Annotated in this window: 17 protein-coding genes; 6 read left to right on the forward strand and 11 right to left on the reverse strand. The window is 74.9% G+C overall.

The features are described from left to right. Positions 1–428 precede the first annotated feature (428 nt). Positions 429–1,646, forward strand: a complete 1,218-nt coding sequence (locus tag QSK52_RS09335) for an MFS transporter (protein WP_285735465.1) — start codon at positions 429–431, stop codon at positions 1,644–1,646. A 100-nt stretch (positions 1,647–1,746) separates the two neighbouring features. Here QSK52_RS09335 and QSK52_RS09340 read toward each other — a convergent pair whose 3' ends face one another. Beyond that, complete coding sequence (locus QSK52_RS09340) at positions 1,747–3,333, reverse strand: carbohydrate-binding protein (protein WP_285735466.1); 1,587 nt, start codon at positions 3,331–3,333, stop codon at positions 1,747–1,749. Positions 3,334–3,729: 396 nt separating this feature from the next. Between QSK52_RS09340 and QSK52_RS09345 the strand changes: the two genes are divergently transcribed. From QSK52_RS09345 to QSK52_RS09355, 3 genes are all read left to right on the forward strand, one after another. After that, positions 3,730–4,269 carry a cupin domain-containing protein gene (locus tag QSK52_RS09345; RefSeq protein ID WP_285735467.1) on the forward strand — a complete coding sequence of 180 codons (540 nt, stop codon included), beginning with the start codon at positions 3,730–3,732 and terminating at the stop codon, positions 4,267–4,269. A 206-nt stretch (positions 4,270–4,475) separates the two neighbouring features. Continuing rightward, positions 4,476–7,061, forward strand: a complete 2,586-nt coding sequence (locus tag QSK52_RS09350; RefSeq protein ID WP_285735468.1) for a DUF7617 domain-containing protein — start codon at positions 4,476–4,478, stop codon at positions 7,059–7,061. A 117-nt stretch (positions 7,062–7,178) separates the two neighbouring features. Further along, positions 7,179–7,610, forward strand: coding sequence for a helix-turn-helix domain-containing protein (locus QSK52_RS09355; RefSeq protein WP_285735469.1), 432 nt, complete (start codon positions 7,179–7,181; stop codon positions 7,608–7,610). 32 nt (positions 7,611–7,642) lie between these two features. On the opposite strand, the gene QSK52_RS09360 is transcribed toward QSK52_RS09355, so the two are convergent. The 6 genes from QSK52_RS09360 to QSK52_RS09385 all read right to left on the reverse strand — a co-directional run bounded on the left by QSK52_RS09360 (position 7,643) and on the right by QSK52_RS09385 (position 14,792). Further along, on the reverse strand, positions 7,643–8,245 hold the full coding sequence (locus QSK52_RS09360; RefSeq protein WP_285735470.1) for a ClpP family protease: 603 nt from the start codon (positions 8,243–8,245) through the stop codon (positions 7,643–7,645). A 2-nt stretch (positions 8,246–8,247) separates the two neighbouring features. Then, positions 8,248–8,898: a ClpP family protease gene (locus QSK52_RS09365; RefSeq protein WP_285735471.1), complete on the reverse strand. Its 651-nt coding sequence runs from the start codon at positions 8,896–8,898 to the stop codon at positions 8,248–8,250. 125 nt (positions 8,899–9,023) lie between these two features. After that, positions 9,024–9,305: a hypothetical protein gene (locus QSK52_RS09370; protein ID WP_285735472.1), complete on the reverse strand. Its 282-nt coding sequence runs from the start codon at positions 9,303–9,305 to the stop codon at positions 9,024–9,026. 79 nt (positions 9,306–9,384) lie between these two features. Continuing rightward, complete coding sequence (locus QSK52_RS09375) at positions 9,385–11,430, reverse strand: FUSC family protein (protein ID WP_285735473.1); 2,046 nt, start codon at positions 11,428–11,430, stop codon at positions 9,385–9,387. Positions 11,431–11,589: 159 nt separating this feature from the next. Next, positions 11,590–13,284, reverse strand: a complete 1,695-nt coding sequence (locus QSK52_RS09380; RefSeq protein ID WP_285735474.1) for a flavin monoamine oxidase family protein — start codon at positions 13,282–13,284, stop codon at positions 11,590–11,592. 62 nt (positions 13,285–13,346) lie between these two features. After that, entirely contained in the window at positions 13,347–14,792 is a 1,446-nt protein-coding gene (locus tag QSK52_RS09385) for an APC family permease (protein WP_285735738.1), read from the reverse strand. Between the two features lie 530 nt (positions 14,793–15,322). Between QSK52_RS09385 and QSK52_RS09390 the strand changes: the two genes are divergently transcribed. Together QSK52_RS09390 and QSK52_RS09395 are read left to right on the forward strand one after the other, a co-directional pair. Further along, the gene (locus tag QSK52_RS09390; protein ID WP_285735475.1) at positions 15,323–16,054 is read left to right on the forward strand and encodes a 2OG-Fe(II) oxygenase; all 732 of its coding nucleotides are present in this window, start codon (positions 15,323–15,325) and stop codon (positions 16,052–16,054) included. 186 nt (positions 16,055–16,240) lie between these two features. Next, positions 16,241–16,780: an OsmC family protein gene (locus QSK52_RS09395; RefSeq protein WP_285735476.1), complete on the forward strand. Its 540-nt coding sequence runs from the start codon at positions 16,241–16,243 to the stop codon at positions 16,778–16,780. A 60-nt stretch (positions 16,781–16,840) separates the two neighbouring features. Here the strand turns inward: QSK52_RS09395 and QSK52_RS09400 are convergent, their stop codons facing one another. The 4 genes from QSK52_RS09400 to QSK52_RS09415 all read right to left on the reverse strand — a co-directional run bounded on the left by QSK52_RS09400 (position 16,841) and on the right by QSK52_RS09415 (position 20,216). Further along, positions 16,841–18,085, reverse strand: coding sequence for a S53 family peptidase (locus QSK52_RS09400; RefSeq protein ID WP_285735477.1), 1,245 nt, complete (start codon positions 18,083–18,085; stop codon positions 16,841–16,843). Positions 18,086–18,433: 348 nt separating this feature from the next. Further along, the gene (locus tag QSK52_RS09405) at positions 18,434–19,726 is read right to left on the reverse strand and encodes a glycosyltransferase family 2 protein (RefSeq protein ID WP_285735478.1); all 1,293 of its coding nucleotides are present in this window, start codon (positions 19,724–19,726) and stop codon (positions 18,434–18,436) included. Beyond that, positions 19,723–20,082: a hypothetical protein gene (locus QSK52_RS09410; protein WP_285735479.1), complete on the reverse strand. Its 360-nt coding sequence runs from the start codon at positions 20,080–20,082 to the stop codon at positions 19,723–19,725. Before QSK52_RS09410 ends, QSK52_RS09405 begins: the two co-directional genes overlap by 4 nt. Beyond that, positions 20,079–20,216 carry a hypothetical protein gene (locus tag QSK52_RS09415; protein ID WP_285735480.1) on the reverse strand — a complete coding sequence of 46 codons (138 nt, stop codon included), beginning with the start codon at positions 20,214–20,216 and terminating at the stop codon, positions 20,079–20,081. The genes QSK52_RS09410 and QSK52_RS09415 overlap by 4 nt, the downstream gene beginning before the upstream one ends. Positions 20,217–20,225 lie beyond the last annotated feature (9 nt).

Genomic DNA, 20,225 nt, shown 5'->3' on the forward strand with positions numbered 1-20,225 from the left:
AGGACATCATGCGATGCCTCAAGCGATTCGTCGCCCGCGAGGTCTACCGCGCCCTGACCAGGACACCCACCCCACAAATCACCCAAACCGACCTCGCTCCAGCAGCTTGACAGCCATAGGAGCATCCCCCGGAGTGCGGGAAGCTCGACCGCCTGCGCGGCTGGTACGTCGTCAAACCTTTTGACAGGGACCCCCAGCGCTGGGATGCTGTCCGACAGCTCAGCTTGGGAGCGCTCCCACGCGGTCTTCGGGGACGAGCGCCTTCGGGGAGGGACGGATCTCCGGAACGATGCGGAGGCCCCTGCGCAGAACACTCGAACCCGTTTGTGGACAAGGGAGTTGACCGGGCACCATCGGGCTGCCCCAGGGTGCGCCGCCCGTGCGGTCGACCTCCTCGGAGCCCCTCACCAGCGAAAGCGAGAACGCCCGTGGCCACCACCGCCGTCACCGGTGCCCCCGTCGCCGACCGCGCCGTCCCGCACCGCCGGGCCGTCGCCGCGCTCCTCGCGCTCTCCTTCGCCGCCTTCTGCTTCGTCACCACCGAGGTGCTGCCCACCGGCCTGCTCACCATCATCGCCTCCGACCTGGGCCGCTCCGAGTCCCAGATCGGCCTGCTGGTGACCGGCTACGCCCTGGTCGTGCTGCTGGCCTCGCTGCCGCTGGCCCACGCCACCCGGCGGATCCCGCGCCGACTGCTGCTCGGCGGCACCCTCGCGGTCCTGGCGCTGGCCACCCTGGTCGCCGCGGTCGCCGGGAACTACTGGGTCCTGCTGGTCTCCCGGCTGCTCACCGGCCTCACCCAGGCGATGTTCTGGGCGGTGGTGGCCTCCACCGCGACCGGCCTGTTCCCGCCCGGGGTCCGCGGCCGGATGCTGACCCGGCTGTCCGTCGGCAACGGCCTCGCCCCGGTGCTCGGCGTCCCGGTCGGCACCTGGCTGGCCCAGCAGACCGACTGGCGGGTCACCTTCGGCGTGATGAGCGGCCTCAGCGCCGCCACCTGCCTGGCCGTCGCCCTGCTGCTGCCCGGCTCCGCCCCGGAGGAGAGCACCTCCGCCCGCGGCACCACCCCCGACCGCCGACGGCTGACCGTGCTGCTGGTCGTCACCGGCCTGGCCGTCACCGGCGCCATGGGCACCTTCACCTACCTCACCTCGCTGCTGCTGGACGTCAGCGGCTTCGCGAAGGGCTCGCTCGGCCCGCTGCTCTCGGTCTCCGGCGTCTCCGGCGTGCTCGGCACCCTGCTGCTCGGCCGCTACCTGGACCGCTACCCCTGGCGGGCGCTGGTCACGGTGCTGGGCGTGCTCACCGTCGCGCTGCTGGGGCTGGGCGCGTTCGGGACGGTCAAACCGCCCGCCCTGGCGATGCTCGCCCTGCTCGGCCTGTCCTTCAGCGCGCTCGCCGCGGCCGTCCAGCACCGCGCCCTGCAGGTGGCGCCCGGCAGCACCGACATGGCCTCGGCCGCGACGAGCGCGGTCTTCAACCTCGGCATCGCCGCCGGGTCGCTGCTGGGGGCGGGCCTGGTGGCCGCCACCGGGGTCCGGGTGATGCCGCTGGTCGGCAGCCTGCTGACCGGGCTCGCGCTGCTGGTGATGTTCGCCGAGAAGCGGCTGCCGGTCCCCGACCGGACGCCCGCCGCCACGGTCTGACGGGACGGCGGTCGGCCCGCCCCGGGGTGCGGGGCGGGCCGACGCGCCGGGGCGTTCCCGGGTCAGGCGTTCCCGGGTGGGGCGTTCCCGGGTCAGGGGTTCACAGGGTCACGGTCTTGCCGCCGATGGTGACGACCAGGCGGCCGTCGGAGGCGAAGGACCAGGCGAGGGCGCCCGCGTAGGGGGCGCAGCGGGAGCCGTTGGTGCCGGTCCAGAACTGGTTGCTGGTATCGGCGTTGCCGACGGTCTTGTCGTTGGAGCCGCTGACGGCGAAGCGGCAGGAGGTGTTGTCGCGGAACACCGAAGTGCCGCCGTCCCAGGAGTAGTTGCGTTCGGCGTTGTCGATGCCCAGGTTGTCGGAGACCGTCATGGTGCCCGGGTTGCTGTTCCAGGTGAAGCCGTGGTGGCCGTTGCGGTAGGCGATGCTGCGGCGGACGGTGTGGTTGACCGCGATGTCGTCGCCGCCGAGCTTGTAGCCGTTGCGGTCGCCGTTGGCGTTGACGGTGCCGTTGGAGAGCGTCCCGTTGGCGTAGGAGAGCGAGTCCTCGATGGTGACGGGGCCGATCGGGCCGGTGTCGGTCTTGGTGTAGAGGTCCCAGCCGTCGTCGATGTTGTGGTGCGAGACGGCGTAGCGGAAGACGTTGCCGGGGCCGACGGTGAGCTTGGCGGCGAAGCCGTCCGCGTCCTCGCCGTCGGAGTCGGCGTTGTCGTGCGACTCGGCGCTGAGGACCAGGTTGTCCGAGGGCCACTGCGAGGCGGGGGTGCTGGAGGAGATCCGGCCGAGTTGCAGGCCGGAGTCGCGGTTGTACCGGGTGACGGTCCGTTCGATGACGTTGTGGCTGCCGCCGACGTAGATGCCGTTGTCCCCGGCGTGCTGCACGGTGAGCCCGTACACGTGCCAGTAGTCGGCGTTGACGACCAGCCCGCGGTTGGCCGGGTCCTCGGTCATCGCGGAGAAGTCGAGCACCGGGGTCTCGCCCGGGTACGCGGACAGGGTGGTGCGGGCGGCGGCGGTGCCGTTGCTGCCTGCGGGGACGGTGACGGTCCTGCCGAGCGGGTAGGTGCCGCCGCGCAGGTAGATGGTGCCGCCGGGGGTGATCCGGGAGATCGCGGAGGTGAGCGTGGTGGGGGCGGACTGGGTGCCCGCGGCGCCGTCGGTGCCGTTCGGGGCGACGTAGAGGGCGCTCGCGGTGGGCGGGGGAGTGGTGCCGGAGGAGGAGGTGACCTCGGCGTCGAGGTAGTCCAGGTTGGGCAGGCCGGCCGCGGTGGTCGGGGTGAGCCGGATCGTGTTGCTGCCCGAACGGACCGGCACGGTCACCGACTTGGTGGTCCAGCCGGTCCAGCTGCCGGTGCCCTCGAAGGAGAGCGTGCCGGTGGCGGTGCCGTTGACGGCGAGGTCGGCAGGCCGGGCGGTGGTGGTGCCGTTGGCGAACCGGAACTGCAGCGTCGCGGTGCCCGCGGCGGCGGCGTTCACGGTGAACTGGACGTACGCGCCGGTGGCGTTGGTGCCGTTGCAGAAGCCGGAGCCGGAGAAGCCGGTCCAGTCGGAGTCGACGGTGCCGGTGCAGACGGCGGGGGAGGCTTCGGCCTCGTAGCGGGTGGCCGCGGCGCTGGCCGGGCCGCCCGACAGCACGGCCACGGTGCCGGCCAGCAGGGCCACGGACGCGAGGGCTGCTCTCTTGCGCATGCGTTCGTCTCCAAGGGGTGGGGTCACGGATGTGAACGTGGTGCGGGTGCGGCGCCGCTCCAGGGACAGTAGGAGCCTGTTCTGGGCGCGTCAATGGACTTGTACGTGACCGTAGTTCATGTATGTGAACAATTGGGCTTTCGGCAGGTCGGGGCCCGGACCGGCCGGGAAACTCCCGCGTGAAAACCCCGGCGGACTTTCACGCGAGGCGCCGCCCTCGCAGGTGGGCGGACGCTCCGTGTCGCACGCCGGCTCGACCGGGGCGCGGCCGGAAGGACGCCCCTTGACATCCTTTTCCGGGCGCGCCTAGCGTTCCCCCGTTCCGCGCACCCCGCCGACGCGTTCCCGGCGCCGCCGCGAGTCCGTGCGCCACCGCCGCCGAACCCGGGAGGACCCGTGTCCGCCGCACCGCACCACCCCGCACCGGCGAGCGACGCGAGCGCGACCACCTGCGCGGGGGAGGGCTTCCACCCGCACCTGCCCGCGCCGGGCACCGCCGACCCCGACGCCGCCGTCCCGCTGCGCGCCCGCCTGCACCACGTCAGGGCCGACGGGCTCGACGGCGACACCGCGCAGAGCGGCGGGATGCGCAGGTTCGCGGCGATCAGCGGACGCACCGTCGGCTCGGAGAAGCTCTGGATGGGCCAGACCCACGTCGCCCCGGCCACCGCCTCCTCCGACCACCACCACGGCGAGTCGGAGACCGCCATCCACGTGGTCAGCGGCCATCCCGAGTTCGTCTTCCTGGACCACTCCTCCGGCGAGCCGGTCGAGGTCCGGCTGCGCACCGGGCCGGGCGACTACGTCTTCGTGCCGCCCTACGTCCCGCACCGCGAGGAGAACCCCGATCCCGCGCACGAGGCGGTGGTGGTGATCGCCCGCAGCACCCAGGAGGCGATCGTGGTCAACCTGCCGAGCCTGCACGGAGAAGCCTGAGCGGACCCGGCGGGCGAACCCCCGGACGGCCGGCGCACGGCCGTTCGTTTTCCGGGACGATTACGCGCCGAGCGGATGGTCATATCCAGTCATGGTGCGACCAATGTGAGAAGTCGGTCCGGGGCGAACGGCCCGCCACCCTACCTTGGTCCGCGGCGTGACCTGACGCACCGTCAGGCCAGCTGCTGATCCGAGGTGGAGAAACCGTGCTGAGAAGCCAGCGCCCGCCCCTTCCGATCCGTCGAGCCGACCGCACCCGCCGAGCCGGGACGCCGCGCGCCGCCCTGGCCGCGGCCCTCGCCACCGCCCTGCTGCTGCTCGGCGCGGGCGGCACCCTCCCCGCGAGCGGCCGGGCCGCCGCCGCGGACACCGCCACCGCCGCCGACACCGCGTCGGGCTCCGCGCTGGTCAAGAGCGTGCAGAACACCACCCACCCCGGCGCCGCCACCGCCGAGCACGGGGACACCCTCAACTGGACCGTCCAGTACCGCAACGGCACCACCGGCGACACCCCCGCCCCGGCCACCGTCACCGACGCGATCACCGGGGCGGGCGGCGCCCAGGCGTACGTGCCCGGCTCGCTGAAGGTGCCGCCGGGCTGGACCGCCTCCTGGTCGACCGACGGCAGCACCTTCGGGCCGAACGACACCGGCGCCGCCACCGTCGCGGTCCGGGCCGAGAACCCGGTCTCCCGGGCAGGCGGCACGGAGGTCTCCCCGCTGCTGCTGGCCCCCGTCCAGCCCACCGCGCAGGCCACCGGCGGCGACGGCTACACCCCCGTGCTGTACCGCACCCCCACCGGAGAGGTGCAGGCCTGGAGCATCTACCACCACGCCACCCCGGCCGCCGCCAAGGTGGTGTGCAGCAGCCTGACCACCGGTCAGCCCTGTAGCGGCGGCCCCTGGCCGCGCCCGCTGAACAGCGCCGCCGGACCGCTCGGCACCGGCAACACCGGCGACCTCGGCAGCCCGCTGACCTCCAAGTACGTGCTCGACCCCCAGCAGCCCAACCTGCTGTACTACCCGGCCTCGACCGCCACCGGCGTCGGCGTCGCCTGCCTCGACCTGGCCGCCCACGCCAACTGCGGCTACACCGCGCTCGCCGCCAACGGCACCAGCCCCAGCAGCGCCAACAGCCTCGCCGGACTGGTGAAGGTCGGCGACAACCTCTACGCCGTCGCCAGCACCGGCCGGGTGCTCTGCCTGGCCCTGCCCGCCCGCACCCCCTGCGCCGGACAGCCCTACGGCCCGGTCGTCGCCCCCAACCACGACCTGCCGGGCAACCCCACCGCGCTCTACCAGGGCGGCCTGACCACCGTCGGCGACAAGGTGTTCGCCTCCTCCGCCCCGCAGGGCGGCGGCTCCAGCGTCACCGGACCGCCCGCCCTCGGCTGCTTCGACACCACCACCAACACCGTCTGCGCGGGCTGGGACACCCCGCACCCTGCCGGACCCACCTCCGCGTACTACACGTACAACGCCTACACCGCGTACGACACCGCCGGGCACCCCGTCGGCGCCTGCACCAGCACCGTCGGCGGCGCCACCGTGCTGACCACCTGCTACGCCGTCGACGGCACGCCGCTCGCCGCGCCCACCGCGCTGTCCGCCCTCAGCGGCGGGACGCTGAGCTTCGACCCCGAGACCGTCGGCACCGAGGGCGGCACCCGCAGCTACTTCCCCGTCTGGGGCGGCAGCGGCGGCAACGGCGCCACCGTCTGCTACGACTGGACGGCCGCCGCCCCCTGCGCCGGGTTCCCGCAGATCGCCACCCACCCCACCGCCAACAACGGCGTCACCCGCGACTACGGCTACCGCTACGACAGCACCACCCGCTGCCTGATCGGGCTCGGCGACGCCGGGATCCTCTTCTCGATGGACCCGGCCACCGCCGCCAGCCCCTGCCAGCACAGCGGCGCCACCGTCACCCTCGCCCCCGCCGACTTCTACTGCGACGGCAGCACCGGCCACGTCCAGGCCTACACCCGGGCCCGGCTCACCGGCCTCGACCTCACGCACCTCGACCTCGCCGCCTCCCGCGTCCAGGTCACCGACCCCGACGGCACCCCCGTCGCCAACCCCGGCCTCGCCCCCGACGGCACCGTCGACCTGAGCGGCATCGACCCCGCCGCGCACCCCGCGCTCACCGTCACCGCCCAACTCGTGCTCACCAGCACCGGCGACTTCACCGCCACCAACCACCCGATGCTGGTCGTCGAGTACCGGGGCGACGCGCCGCAGATCTGCTTCCGCACCACCGTCGGCGCCGACTGCGCCACCAGCAAGGTCACCAACACCGCCACCGGCACCGACGCCACCGGCGCGCTCACCTCCAACACCGTCACCACCGCCGTCGCCCCCGGCAGCGGCTGCCAGCCCAAGGTCAGCGTCGAGAAGGAGATCTGCGGCTCCGCCAACCCGCACGACTGCGGACCCGGCGGACCCGGCCCCTGGGCCAAGACCAGCCCCGTCGGCCTGCTCGGCCTGCTCGGCACCGCGTACTGGCGGATCACCGTCACCAACGCCGGACCGGTCGACGCCGCCCAGGTCACCGTCAACGACGCGACCACGCCCGCCTGCCGGAACGCCGCCGGGACGTTCGCGCTGGCCGCCGGGAGCAGCCGCCAGATCCACTGCAGCTCGCTGCTGCTGGCGCTGCCGCTGAAGAACACCGCGTCCGCGAACTTCGTCGCCGCGAACGCGCCCGCGGGCACCACCCCGACCACCACCGCGGCGTCCTCCGCAGTGGCCTGCTCGCTGCTGTGCATCCTGGCGGTGCCCGGCAAGGAGTAGCCGAACCGGCGCAGTGCGGACCGGCCGTCGGGGGAGCACCGCCCCCCGACGGCCGGTTCTGCTGAGGGCAGAGCGGCGCGGGCTTCCGCCCGGGGGCGCGGTGCCTAGGCTGGGGAGATGACACCTCACGCCTCCCCCGCGCCGACCGACCTCCGGAACCGCGTCGTCCCGCTGCGCCCCCGGCCGGAGGCGCAGCAGCCCGAGCAGACCAGGGAGCCGCTGCTGCGGGACGTGGTGGGCGGCGTGCTGCGACGCGAACGCCTCGCCCAGGAACGGACGTTGAAGGACGTCGCGGAGGCCGCCCGGATCTCCGTCCCCTACCTGTCGGAGCTGGAGCGCGGCCGCAAGGAGGCCTCCTCGGAGGTGCTCGCCGCCGCCGCCCGGGCGCTCGGCCTCGGCCTCGGCGACGTGCTCTCGCTGGTGCAGCAGGAACTCGTCGCGGCGCGCAGCGCGACCGCCCTGCGCCGCACCACCGCCCGCAGCGCGATCGCCCTGGGCGGCCGGTCGGCCACCGCGGGCCGGTACGGCGGGCTCTGCCTGGCGGCCTGACGGCCCCCCGGCAGCGGCCCGCCGCACCGGGTTCAGACGGCGGGGAGGCGGCTGTTCAGCACCCGGTCGGCGAGACCGTACGCGACGGCCTCCTCCGCGCCGAACACCTTCTCCCGGTCCATGTCCGCCCGCAGTTCGGCCACCGGGTGGCCGGTGTGCCGGGAGAGCACCTCCTCCACCTGGGCGCGGATCCGCAGCACCTCCTTGGCGGCCAGGCTCAGGTCGGAGACCGTCCCGCGCTGCCCGCCGCTGGCGGGCTGCCCGAGCAGCACCCGGGAGTGCCGCAGCACCGCCCGCCGCCCCGGGTCGCCGCCCGCCAGCAGCACCGCCGCGGTGGAGGCGGCCTGCCCGACGCAGTAGGTGGCGATCGGGCACTGCACGAAGCTCATCGCGTCGTAGACCGCCATCAGCGCGGTGTACGACCCGCCGGGCGAGTTCAGGTAGATCGCGATCTCCTGGTCGGGGCCCGCGGACTCCAGGTGCAGCAACTGGGCGATCACCACGTTGGCCACGCCGTCGTCGATCTCGGTGCCGAGGAAGACGATCCGCTCGTTGAGCAGCCGACTGAACACGTCGTACGAGCGCTCGCCCTGCGCGGTCCGCTCGATCACGTACGGGATCGGGTAGGAGGCCATGGTCACAGCCCCGCCCGTCGCCGCGACGCCCCGGCGCCGACCTCGGACAGCGACTCCAGCACCCGGTCGACCATCCCGTAGTCGCGGGCCTGCTCGGCCGTGAACCAGCGGTCCCGGTCGCCGTCCCGGGCGATCGTCTCCGGGCTCTGCCCGGTGTGCTCGGCGGTGATCCGCTCGATGGCCCGCTTGGTGTACTCCAGGTTCTCCGCCTGGATCTCGATGTCGGCCGCGGTGCCGCCGATGCCCGCCGAGGGCTGGTGCATCATGATCCGCGCGTTCGGCAGTGCGAACCGCTTGCCCCGCGCGCCCACCGTCAGCAGGAACTGCCCCATGCTGGCGGCGAACCCCATCGCCAGGGTCGACACGTCGTTCGGGATCAGCCGCATGGTGTCGTAGATGGCCAGCCCGGCCGTCACCGAGCCGCCCGGGCTGTTGATGTACAGGCTGATGTCGCTCTCCGGGTCCTCCGCCGAGAGCAGCAGCAGCTGCGCGCACACCCGGTTCGCCGACACGTCGTCGACCTGCGTGCCGAGCAGCACGATCCGCCGGGCCAGCAGCAGCGCCGCCAGGTGGTCGTCGAACGGGTTGGGCGGCGTGTCGCCGTCCTCCGCCCGGGGGCGGAGCTGTTGGAGGGCAAGGGGCAGTGGGGTCATCGCTTCTCCCGGTGCTGACGGAGGGTCGGTGACTCCACTGTCGGCGCCCGGCGGCCCCCGGCGAAGGGTTCTCTGCCCGCCGCAGATTCGCCGCGGGCAGAGGCCGCGGCCCGCGGGGCCCGGCCTCAGTCCCCGGGGCCTTCCGGGACGAGGCCGCAGGAGGAGGGGAACTCCGCCAGGAACTCCCGCCGCCGCGGGTCCGGCTCCGCCGCGGCCAGGCCCGCCGGCACGGCCAGGAAGCGGTCGAGCTGCTCCGGCGGCAGCTGCTTCAGCACCCGGCACGCGTCCTCCGTCATGCGGACCGCGGAGTCGGGGTCGACCTCGTCGTCCTCGCAGTCGTCGAGGAAGCGGACGACGTCGACGACGAGTCCGGCGAGGACGGGGACCAGGGGATCGGTGTCGGGCATGCCGGGAACCTGTCCGACCCCGCCGACGGGGACCGCCGCCCTCGACACCCCGACGGACGCCGCCGGGGCCGCGCCGCCCCTACCCGACCCGGGCGCTGCGCCGCCCGACCCCGGGCGCCCGCGGCGCGGGCGCAGCCGGGCGCCGGCCCTCCGCCGTCGCGGCGCACGCTGCCGCGGCCGTCGGTGCGTTCGTCGCTGCGCCTGCCGGTGGGCCCGCTGCCGTGCCTGCCGCTGCTGCGCTTGCTGCTGCGGCTGTTGGTGTGCCCGCTGCTGCTCCTGCCGGTGTGCCTGCTGCTGCGTTTGCTGCTGCGCCTGCCGGTGTGCCTGCTGCCGCGCCCGTCGCCCCGTCCGGGGCGTTCAAGCCGTCCGGGTGGCGCAGCCGTTCGGCGAGGCGGTGCAGGTGGTGGCGGGTGGTGTCGAAGTGGCGGTGGTCGGTGGGCGCGAGGGCGGGGGCGAGGGCGGCGTCCACCGTCCGCTCCACCTCGTCGATCAGGGCGGCCCACCGGCCGGTGGCCCCCTGCCGCCACGGCGGCTCGCGCCGGGCGCGTTCGAACTCGGCGCGGGCCACCGCCAGGTGCAGGTGCGGGGCGAGCGCGGTGCGCGGGTGGTGCGGGGTCAGCGCGAGGGTGGCCTGCTCGACCGCGGCGGCGAGGCGGCGGGCCACCGCGAGCCGGCGGTGGCGGGGGCCGAGCAGTTCGCAGGCGAGGGCCGCGGCCAGGCAGCCGATCGCGCAGGAGGCCAGGTTGGGCAGCAGCAGCGGCAGCCCCGGGTCGCCCGCGAGCTGGGTGACCGTCATGACCACCGTGGCCAGCGCCGCCGCCTGGTAGAGGTAGCCCGTCCCGGAGAGCGCCGGGACCAGCCCGGCCGCCAGCGCGAGCACCGCCAGCAGCACCGCGTCCGACCCGGTCCAGGCCAGCACCAGCCCGCTGCACAGCAGGCCGAGCGCCGTCCCGCAGAACCGTTCCAGCGCGCGGCCGGTGACCGGCCCGATGTCCGGACGGCACACGAAGGTCACGTTCAGCACCGCCCAGTACGGGTGCGGCAGTTCGCAGTACGCGGCCGCCGCCCCCGCCAGCAGCAGTGCCAGGCCCACCCGCAGGCCGCCCAGCCAGGACCGCGGGTCCACCAGCACCGCCCGGGCCACCGCCCACCGACCGGCCGACCGGCCGCCCGCGCCGACTCCGGTCAACGCGCCTGCGGACGACGGGACTTCGGGCGCGACCGCGTCCCGGGCCGCCCGCGCCAGCCGCGCGTCCAGCGGCCCGCGCCCCGGCGGCCACGGCGCGTCCGACGCCGGGTGGCCCGCCGCGATCCGCTGCGCCTCGGCGCGCAGCCGCTCGCGCAGCGCCCCGTCACAGGACAGCCCGCGGGCCCCGGCCGCGGAGGCCGTCCCGGCGAGGGCGAGCAGCCCGGGCAGGTGGCGGGCCGGGAGCGGGCCGCCACCGACCGCGCCGGTGTGCCGGGCCCGTTCGAGCGCGTCGTGCAGGGCGCGCCGCCGGGCGGTTCCGGCGGCCCCGGCGGCGTCCGGTTCCAGTACCGCCGCGCAGTCCGTCAGGCACTGGGCCAGCAGCGCCCGTTCGGCCCGGCCGCGGAAGAAGGGCCGTCCGGCCAGCGCCAGCGCGACCACCGACAGGCCGCCCAGCAGCATCAGCGCCGGGGGCAGCCAGAGCGGCCCGGGCAGCGGCAGGTCCATGGCCACCTCGGCGTCCATCAGCAGGATCATCGCGCCGAGCGAGCCCTCCAGTCCCAGGCAGGCCAGCACCCCCGCCGCCACCCCGAGCGCGGGCAGCAGGTACGGCGCGAGCGGCCCGCCCTCGGCGGTCAGGGTCGCGAACGCCCCGGCCACGCCCAGCAGTTGGGGCGGCAGCATGGTGACCGCCCGGTGCCGGTAGCCGGCTGCCACGTCGGTCAGCACCGCCGAGAGCGCGCCCAGCGCCACCATCACCCCCTCGGCGGGCCGCCCGGCCATCAGGCCGAGAGCGGCCGGGGCGGTCACCGCCAGCAGCGAGCGCCAGGCCGCGGGCGAGACGGCGGGCCGCCGCCGGGGGGCACAGGTCTGCCGCACCCAGGGCAGCAGCAGGTCGGACCGGAGCGTGCGGTGACGCCCGTGTCGAAGAGTTGACATGCGGCCCATGCAAGGGGACCGCGCCCCGCCGCCACCCCGACCCCGCCGCCGCCCTGCGCCGCCTGGAGGCGGGATTTCGCTTGGCCGGGGGAGACCGCGTGACCTCGCGGTCTCCCCCGGATGGAGCGCGTAACCCCCCGTTCGGGGGCGTGCGTTGGGTCAGGCGAGGGCGGCCAGCACCTCCCCGGCGGCCCGGGCGCCCTCGACGGCGCCGCCGTTCATGTACCCCTGGAAGTCGTAGGAGGTGTGCTCGCCCGCGAAGTGCAGGTTGCCCTGCGCGGTGCCCTCGTACCCGGCGTAGCCGGTCAGGTAGCCGACCGGCCAGTAGGAGTAGGCGCCGTACGAGTACGGGTTCAGGTGCCAGGCGGAGAGGGTGGCCCGGCCGTTCCAGGCGGCCTTGGTGCCGGGCCAGACGCTGTCGATCTGGCTGAGGTAGTCGTCGACGAGGTTGCGGGTGTACGGGGTGGCGGCGTCGGTGAACGCGGTCGGCGGGGTCAGGCCGCGGGCGAGGCTGCCGCCGCCGTACTGGACCAGGATGCCGTTGCTCCCGGCCTGGCCCCGGGTGACGTCCCAGGCCTGCTGGTAGGGCAGGTCGGCGAAGCACTCGCCGTTGGAGACGCCGGGCCAGGCGCCGGTGCCGGACCAGGAGTCGCGGCGGGTGAACTGCATGTTCAGCTTGGTGCAGGCGCCCATCCGCATGTTCGCCAGGACGCCCTTCATCATCGGGTCGAGCCCGGCCCGCGACAGGTCGACGTGCTCCTGGAGGATCGGCAGCGGCACGGCCAGGACGGTGTGGTCGGCGACGACCGTCCTCGTGCCGCCCCCGTCCAGGGCGAAGGTGAGGGTCTGGGTGCCGTCGGCGTTCCGGACGACCGCCTGCAGGGTGTGGCCCGGCTGCACCGTCCCGGCGGGCAGCGCGGCGGCGATGGCCCGGGGCAGTTGGTCGTTGCCGCCGGTGATGTGCCAGCGCTCGTCGGAGCCGCCCCAGATGGAGAGGTTGCCCGGGCTGGACTGCCAGGAGAGCATCACCAGCATCGCGTAGGAGGACTGCGCGGTGGTGTCGGCGCCGTACTCGACGGCGTAGGCGCAGTCGAGCAGCGCGCCGAGGTCGCTGCCGAAGCCCCCGGGGACGCGGGACTCGATCCAGTCGCGGATCGACATGCGGTCCAGGGCGACCGAGGCGGCGTTGTGGCTGTTCCAGGTGGGGGCGGAACCACCGGCCTGGACGTCGCTCTTGACGGTCTGCCAGATCTGCTTGAAGTCGGCGTCGACCTGCTCCTTCGGGTAGTAGTGCCCGTGGAAGTGGAAGACGCCCTCCGCGCCGGGCGGCAGGGCGGCGCCGACGTCGGTCAGGCCGAGGCCGAAGCGCTGGCAGAGGGTCTTGATCGCGTGGTGGCCGGTGTCGACCAGCTCGCCGCCCCACTCGGAGACCTGGCCCTGGTTCCAGGTGCCGGGGTTGGCGGGGCTGCCGCCGGAGTACATCCGGCCGCCGATCCGGGTGGGGCTGGCCTCGTAGACGGTGGCCGCGACCCCCTTGTCGGCGAGGGTCAGGGCCGCGTTCAGGCCGGAGATCCCGGCGCCGACGATCGCGATCCGGGGGGAGCCGCCGATCTTCGGGACGGGGGCGGGGGCGGCGTGGGCCCGGGCGCCGCCGCCCAGGGCGGCCGCCCCGGCCAGGCCGGCGCCGACGGCCGCGGCCCGGGCGAGCAGCGCGCGGCGGGAGGGGCCGTCGGGGTCGGTGCGGGCCTCGTCGCGGAGGCCGCGGTAGTCGTCGACGGGCAGGTGCAGCCGTTCGGCCACCGCCTGGTCGGCGAGCAGGTTGCGGATCAGTCGGGCCTGGTGGGTGCGCGCCATGGGGGAGGGCCTTTCCGTTCTCGGGGTGGGGGTCTCGACAGCGGCGGGAAGGGGGTGGGGCGTCAGAGCGCGGCGGTGGCGGGTGCGTCGTCCGGGTGCTCCTCTTCCGTGCGCTCCTGGGCGCTCTCGACGACCAGCCGGCCCATCACCTCGTACCGCTCCGGGTGCCTGGCCCGCATCCAGAGGGCGAGCGCGATGCCGCCGAGGAAGACCGCGACGACGATCCACGGGATGAACCGGAAGAAGAGGATCTTCGAGGCCGCACCGGCCGCGGTGTCCAGGTTCGTCACCAGCAGCACGATCGCGGCGAGCATGCCGAGCCCGCCGAGCAGCGGGGCGGTGAAGGTGCGGAACCAGTGCCGGGACTCGGGGTGGTGGCGGCGGAAGTAGGCGATCACGGCGAAGGAGCACAGCGTCTGCACCACCAGCAGGGCGAGCGTGCCGAGGATCGCGGTGAGGGTGTACAGGCTGACGTACGGGTCCTGGCCGGTCGCCCAGAAGGCCGCCACGACGGCCAGCGCGATGCCGGTCTGGGCGAACGAGGCGACGTAGGGGGAACCGTGCCGCGGGTGGGTGCGGCCGAGCGCCGGGAGCAGGAAGCCCTCGCGGCCGATCGCGTACAGGTAGCGGGCCGCGCACTGGTGGAAGGCCATGCCGCAGGCGAAGGCGCTGGTCACCATCAGCCACTGGAAGGCGGTGACCGCCCACGGGCCCAGGTACTGCCGGGCCGGGCCGAGGAACAGGTCGAGCGGGTTGGAGCCGGCGGCGGTGGCGAGGGCCTGCGCCGGGCCGTTCCCGCTCAGCACCATCCAGGAGACGAAGGTGTAGAGCACGCCGAGCAGGACGACCGCGAGCAGGGTGGCGCGCGGGATGATCCGCTGGGGGTTGCGGGACTCCTCGCCGTACATCGCGGTCGACTCGAAGCCGATCCACGACCAGAAGCAGAAGAACAGGCCGACCCCGGCGTTCACCCCGGCGAACGCGCCGGTCGGGTTCAGGGACGAGGCGTGCAGGCCGTCCGGGCCGCCGCCGTGCGCCAGGACCGCGGCGGCCAGCACGGTGAGCATCAGCACCTCGCCGACCAGGAACACGGCGAGGACCTTCGAGGCCACCTCCAGGTCGAAGTACGACAGGACCGCCGTGACGGCCAGCATCGCCAGCGCGAACACCTGCCAGGGCAGGTCGACCCCGAACTGCGACTCCACGGCCTGCTGGGCGAAGTAGGCGAAGATCCCCACGATCGAGGCCTCGAACACCACGTACGCGAGCACCGCCAGCATGCCCGAGGCCAGACCGGCCACCCGGCCCAGACCGTGCGAGACGTAGCCGTAGAACGCCCCGGCGGTGGTGATGTGCCGGGCCATCGACACGTACCCGACCGTGAAGACGGTCAGCACCAGGGTGACGAAGAGGAAGCCCGCGGGCGCGTGGACGCCGTTGCCGCCGCCCACGATCACCGGGAGGTTGCCGGTCATCGCGGTGATCGGCGCGGCCGTCGCCAGCGCCATGAAGATCACGCCGGTCAGTCCGACGGAGTTCGCCTTGAGGCGTTGGACGGGTGGCGGTCCCTGGACGGCGGAGGACTGCTCGGTGGCGGACACGGTGACTCCTCGGGGGCGCGGGGCACTGGGCACGGCACCGGGCCGGTCGGACCGGCGCCGCGGGGGTTGGCCCAGTGTGGGGCGTGTCACGTTCCCCGGGGGACCGGCACCGTGTAGTCGGCCCTGTTACCGGATTGACGACCTGTCAGGGTACGCAGCGCCCGCACCGGTTTCCGGACGGCGCGTCCCCCTGGGCGACCGCGAGGCCGTCCCGGCCGGGTCGGCGGGCCGCCCGCGCGCGACGTCCGAATACCGCCGGACACCACCCGCCGGATGGCGAAAGCTGACGTCCACGAGGACGTCCGAGCCGGCCCCGGCGAGGGGAGCCGACCGGCGGCCGCGCGCACGACGACCGAGAGCCCGCGGGCGACCCGCCGCAGGAGCGCGAGCACCACCCGCTCCGCCGCGAGGGCGCCGGGCCGCACACCGGAGGAACCATGACCGCCACCACCCGTCCCGCACCCGCCGTGCGCGAACTGGTCGCCGGGGCCGACTGGCCCGCCCTGACCGAGGAGTTGAACGAGCACGGCTGCGCGCCCACCCCGCGCCTGCTGACCCCGGAGCAGTGCCGCGCCCTCGCCGCGCTGTACGAGGAGACCCGGCACTTCCGCTCCACCGTCGACCTGGCCCGGTACCGCTTCGGCTCCGGCCAGTACCGCTACTTCGGCCACCCGCTCCCCGAGCCGGTGCGCACCCTGCGGGAGGCCCTGTACCCCGAGCTGCTGCCCGTCGCCCGCGACTGGGCCGCGAAGCTGGGCCGCCCCGCGCCCTGGCCGGACACCCTGGAGCAGTGGCTGGACCTGTGCCGCGAGGCCGGGCAGGACAGGCCCACCCCGATCCTGCTGCGCTACGGCGCCGGCGACTGGAACGCGCTGCACCGCGACCTCTACGGCGACCTGGTCTTCCCGCTGCAGGTCGTGATCGGCCTGGACGAGGCGGGCCGCGACTACACGGGCGGCGAGTTCCTGCTGGTCGAGCAGCGCCCGCGCGCCCAGTCCCGCTGCACCTCCACCGTCCTCCCGCAGGGCCACGGCCTGGTCTTCACCACGCGGGACCGCCCGGTCCGCTCCGCCCGGGGCTGGTCCGCGGCACCGGTCCGGCACGGCGTCAGCACGGTGCGATCGGGCACCCGGCGCACGCTCGGCCTGGTCTTCCACGACGCCGCGTGACGACGTACCGACGTGACGACGTACCGACCCACCGACGTGACGACGCATCGACGTGACGACACGACGACGTGACCACCACGGACGCCGCCCGGCAGAACCGCCGGTACACGCTCCTCGGCGCCGACGGCCGCCTTCGGGGCCCGCGTTCCGGTGGGCACTCGGGGAGCGGCCCGTACGCTACCGGGCATGACGAACACGACTACGGGTCAACGGCCCGGCCTGGCCGAGCACTTGAAGGACAAGGGCGCCGCGATGCGGGACGCCGCGCGGCGGCGGCCGAGCAGTGCGGACTGGGACGAGGAGGTCTCCGCGGTCTGCGTGGCCGACGACGCGACCGGGGTGCGCAAGGTGCGGGTGGGGGAGTGGTCGTTCCTCGGGGACGGCGGCCCGGACATCGGCGGGTTCAACCTCGGGCCGTCCTCGCCGGAGCTGCTGTGCGCGGTGGTCAGCACCTGCCTGACGCACACCCTGCTGTGCATCGCCGCGCTGGAGGACGTCCCGCTGGACCGGGCCGAGGTCCGGGTCACCGCCCGCAACAACGACGCCCGCTTCTTCGGCGTCCCGACCGACGCCCCCGCCGTCCCGTACGACCTGACGGCGACCGTGGACCTGCGCGGCGACGTGCCCGCGCCGACGCTGGCCGCGCTGCTGGCCGCCGCCGACGCGCGGTGCCCGATGCTGCAACTCGTCCGTGCGCAGCACGCGGTGACGCTCCGGCCGGCCTGAGCCGGGCAGCGGCGGAGGCCGCCACCGGGTCGGTGGCGGCCTCCGCGGCGGGTCGGGGCGTCAGCCCTTGAAGGCGGTGGTGCCGTTGGGGGTGCCGAGGCCGGTCGGGCCGTCGTAGCCGGTGCCCGCCTTGCACAGGTAGGTCGGGGAGCAGGAGCCGTTGGAGCCGGTGGTGACGTCGAACAGGGCGCTGGTGTGGGCGTACGGGAAGGACGCCGGGCTGGAGCCGGAGGAGGGGGCGCCGCCGAGGGCGTAGACCCCGGCGATGATCGGAGCCGCGGCGCTGGTGCCGCCGTAGACGGCCCAGCCGCTGCCGCCGTAGGTCTGGTAGACGGCGACGCCGGTGGCGGGGTCGGCGACGGCGGAGACGTCGGCGATGGTGCGCCTGGTGCAGCCGGTGTCCTTCTGCCAGGTCGGCTTGGCGTCGTACTTGGAGCAGCCGGAGCCGGTGCCCTCGGTGGAGTTGGTCAGCCAGACGCTCTCCGACCAGCCGCGGGTGCTGCTGTCCCGCTTGAGGGCGGTGCCGCCGACCGCGGTCACGTACTTGGAGGCGGCCGGGTACTGGGCGCCGTACGCGGAGTCGCCGGAGGAGACGGTGATGGCGACGCCCGGGTGGTTGAAGTAGGAGCTGTCGTACGAGGTGTCGGCGGAGGACTCGCTGCCGCCGTAGCTGTTGGAGACGTACTTGGCGCCCAGGCCGACCGCGGTGTTCACCGCGGTGCCGAGGTTGGCCATGGTCGCGCTGCTGGCCTCGACCAGCACGATGTGGGCGTTGGGGGCGATCGCGGAGACCATGTCGAGGTCGAGGGATATCTCCCCGGCCCAGCCGGTGTTGTTGGCGGGCAGGGTGCTGCCGCCGCTCTGGTTGACCTGCTTGAAGCAGCCGCTGGCCTTCGTGCAGGCGGGCAGGCCGTACTGGGAGCGGTAGACGGCCATGTCGGCCTCGGCGTTGGGGTCGTTGTAGGCGTCGACGATGGCGATGGTGGTGCCCGCGCCGCCGTTCGCGGGCAGCTTGTACGCGCTGAGCAGGTCGCTCGGCCCGTAGCCGGCCGGGGTGAGGTGCGGGCTGACGCCGAACGCGGCGACCGGTTCGACCGTGCTGGTCACCCGCAGGGCGTGACAGGCCACGGTGTCGCCGTGGGCGAGGGTGTCGCAGGCCCGCACCCAGGACGTACCGCCCTGGCCGCGTACCTGGGGGTCGACGACGGCGCCCGCCGGGGCGGCGGTGGTGAGGGCGGAGAGGGCGAGGGCGGCGGTGCCCGCGACGGCGAGGGCCGTGCGGCGGGCGGCGGCGGAAGTGCGCATGCGGGAGGTGCCTCCTTGGCTGGGGTGACCGGAAGCGGTGCATGCCGGGCCGTGCGGACGGATGGTGTCCGGGCGCGCGGCGGGGCGGGCGCGAAGGCGGGGGTTCGGGGCCGCCGTTCGGCCGGGGCGTCCGTGCGGGGACGGACTGGTGTGCGACCCTAGAGGGGCATGCTCATGCCCAACAAGGACTCGGCGCCGATCCGAACCAGCCCTTTGCCCAAGGGGCCTGACGCTTGGTCGAACGACGCCGTTCCGCCGGGGGAGGGTTTGCCTCCGCTTCCGCCCGCCCCCGCTCCCGCCCCACCCGCCCCCGCTCCCGCCCCACCCGCCTCCGCCCCCGCCGGCCGCCTACTGCCCCTCGGCCGCCCGGGCCACCCGCCGGGTCTTCGCCCAGTCCCGCCGCCCCCGGACGATCCGCCACAGCGCCCGCCAAGTCGCCAGGTAGGTGACGTACGTCAGCAGGTACGAGGCGTGGTGCAGCCCGACCGAACGCCACCAGCCGTAGTGCCGGGTGCGCCGGTGGTACAGCGTGGCCTGGTACAGGTGCGGCGCGAACGCCAGCAGGTAGACCGCCACCGCGGTCGCCACGGCCGCCGCCACCCCGCTGTGCGCGCCCACCGCGAGCGTCGCCAGCACGCCCAGCACCGCCAGCAGGTGCGCCAGCACCGACCAGGGCAGCGCCAGGCACCACGGCTGCAGCAGGTACAGCGCCAGCTCCAGCGCCGCCGCCGTGCCCAGCCGCGAACTGCGCCACACCTCGCCCAGCCGTCCGGCGCAGACCATGTGCCCCTGCGCCCAGCGGGTGCGCTGGCGCAGCAGCGCCCGCAGGTGCTCCGGGCCCTCCTGGACGACGTGCGCCAGGCTGGTGGTGCGCAGCCGCCAGCCCCGCACGGCCAGCGACAGCGCCAGGTCGAGGTCCTCGGTCAGCGAGTCCGTCCACGGCGCGCCGGGCACCGAGCGCAGCGCCGACAGCCGGGCGAACTGGGCGTTGCCGCCCAGGCTGACCGTCCCGAACGGGTCGCGCCCGTACTGCGCGGTCGCGGCGGCGCCCCAGAACCCGGCGTCCTGGATCCGGGTCAGCAGCCGGTCCCGGTTGCGGATCCGGACGGCCAACTGCGCCCCGCCCACCGCCGGGTCGGCGAACAGCGGGGCGACGTGCGCCAGGGCGCCGGGGCTCAGCCACCCGTCCGCGTCCATCACCGCCACCACCACCCGCTCCTCCGGCACGCCCAGCCGCTCCGTCGCCGCGACCAGGTGCGGCAGCGCCGCGTTCAGCGCCGCGCCCTTGCCCTGCCGGGCCTGCGGCAGTCGCCGCGACAGCACCTCCACCCGGTCGCCGCCCGCCGCCCGGGCCCGCTCGGCGGTCGCGTCGGCGGAGGCGTCGTCGACCACCGTCACCCGGGCCCGCGGGTCCTGGGCCAGCAGGTTGGCCACCGTGGCGCCGACCACCGCCTCCTCGTCCAGGCAGGGCACCAGGAACCAGAACACCAACTCCCCCGCCGCCACGTCGGGTTCGGCGGGACGGAGCCGCTCGGCCCGGGCCCGCAGCCACCCGGAGAACTGCAGCACCAGGAAGTACGTGAGCCCGTAGCCCAGCACCAGCAGGACGAACGTGGTCAGCGGACCGACGGGCAGGTTCACCGCGACCTCCGGTGCGGGCCGTGCGGGCCGTGCGGGCCGTCCGCCCCGCCGGGGCCCTCCGGCACCGGCCCGGCCACCGCCGCTGCGCGGCGCCGCGGCACCCCGGCGGCGCGCAGCGCGCAGGCCAGCCCCGCGACGGCCGAGAACAGCCCGGCCGCCACCGCCAGCGTCAACACCCCGTCCCGCAGCACCAGCCACGCCGCCCGCCCGGCCGGCCGGTCCGACCCCGCCAGCGCCCACCCGGTCAGCAGCACGCCCGTCCCCAGCAGCACCGACAGCACCCGGCGCCCCCACGCCCCGTGCCGCCCGCCCGGCACCCCCGTGGCGCCCGCCGCGCCCTCGACGTCCGCCGTCATGCCCCGGCCCGTCCCGCCCGGTGGACGGCCGCCTCGTCGAAGCCCGCGGCCCGCAGCACCGCGGCCCGCCGGTAGCCGCTGCCGAAGCGGGCCGGTTTCGGGGTGCGGAAGGTCAGGTGCTCCAGGGCGGCCACGATCCGCTC

The organism is Kitasatospora phosalacinea, assembly GCF_030268885.1.
Lineage (GTDB): Bacteria > Actinomycetota > Actinomycetes > Streptomycetales > Streptomycetaceae > Kitasatospora > Kitasatospora phosalacinea_C.